The 1,393-nt window shown below is 39.0% G+C and carries 2 protein-coding genes; both read right to left on the bottom strand.

What is annotated here, in order from left to right; translation table 11 throughout:
* Nucleotides 1-72: 72 nt before the first annotated feature.
* Nucleotides 73-660: a Fic/DOC family protein gene (locus tag FH976_RS15725; RefSeq protein WP_194091713.1), complete on the bottom strand. Its 588-nt coding sequence runs from the start codon at nt 658-660 to the stop codon at nt 73-75.
* Nucleotides 650-805, bottom strand: a complete 156-nt coding sequence (locus tag FH976_RS15730; RefSeq protein ID WP_194091714.1) for a hypothetical protein — start codon at nt 803-805, stop codon at nt 650-652. Before FH976_RS15730 ends, FH976_RS15725 begins: the two co-directional genes overlap by 11 nt.
* Nucleotides 806-1,393: the final 588 nt, after the last annotated feature.

Raw genomic sequence — 1,393 nt, forward strand, 5'->3', positions numbered from 1 at the left:
GGGGCATTTTTGAGTTTAAAAGTACTAGATTTAACACTTGTCTGAGCAGACTTTGGGTAGATAGAATGACTTTTAACTGATTGCCATATTAAAAATAAGCTCTAGAAATGATACGTCACCAAGATACCCTTGTTCGTTGGCTTCAATCCATTTTTCTTTTGAAACCTCAGGCCAATTAACTTCATATCCAGCCACAAAAATCAGCTCTTCAAAGAAAAAACGTGTGGCCCTACCATTTCCTTCTCGAAAAGGATGGATGATATTAATTTCACAAAAAATATCTGCGACTAATCGAATAAATTCCTTACGATCTGAGTATTCACGAAGTTGGGGGATACGTTCTAGCTGCCGTATAAGCTCTCTTTCAATAAAAGAGCAATGGCAAAAGCGCGTGTTGCCTTTGCTGATATCAACATCACGAACTTCTCCAGCCCATCCATACACATCCTGAAAAAGCACCCAGTGAAGATGCGTAAAGTGTCCTATATCGAAGTCTTCTAAAGCAGAGACAAGACTCGAATATTCGATATATCGATGTTCAGAGAATGCGACTTCAGCCTCATCCAGTTTTTCACTGTCACGGATATCAAGTAAATTTATAAGTGTATTAGAGCTAGGATAACAATAATGATCCTGAGCGACACCGTACTTATCTCGCATATTGCCTTTTTAATGCTGCCAGTGATTGAGGTTCATTTTTTACGGCAAGCCCTTCGTAAGACGTGCTCACTTTAAAGTTTTTCGCTTTAGGAACAAATTGACGATTGGTCTTGGAACTGTTCGTTTCAACCTTGACGTGCTTCATAAGCTTACTCTACATAAGGTGTCTGATATCATCATTTTAACCCTCAACCTACTAACTATCAAACTCAATTGACCAAACAGCATTCAATTTGAATGTTTGAAGTCAAATTGAATAATGCTTTATAGGGGAATGGGGTCAGGTCTTGCTTTTTGCTACTCATTACTTTTTGTATCTCAAAGTTAACTGAACAACTTGGTTCGAACTTCCAGGCGTAACACATGTAGGGGCGTGCGACGTGAGGTCGTATGAAGCGCTGTTCACCGCTTAATGTGTGATAAGCCGTATACGTAGACCCCTCTCGCTGGTCCCTCTAGCAACCCTGCCTTGACTAGGCGAGCTAAGCTATCGTTCAATGACCGAATGGAATCTTCGTGAAAAATTTTGGCTAAATCTCGTTGTAAAAAGACATAACGATCTTTTGAATCCAGCTCGTTCAGTCTTTTAATCGCTAATTCTTGCTTCATCATTTTAAGTCTATAATTATTACCCCTATAAGCAGTATAGCTATAGACTTATTAAAAAACCAACAAGTGATAAGATATTACAGACTTAATTTAGACAGCTAAGCTGAAAAATGGTGGCTGACAG

This window comes from Vibrio hibernica (assembly GCF_015223435.1).
Classification (GTDB): Bacteria; Pseudomonadota; Gammaproteobacteria; order Enterobacterales; family Vibrionaceae; genus Vibrio; species Vibrio hibernica.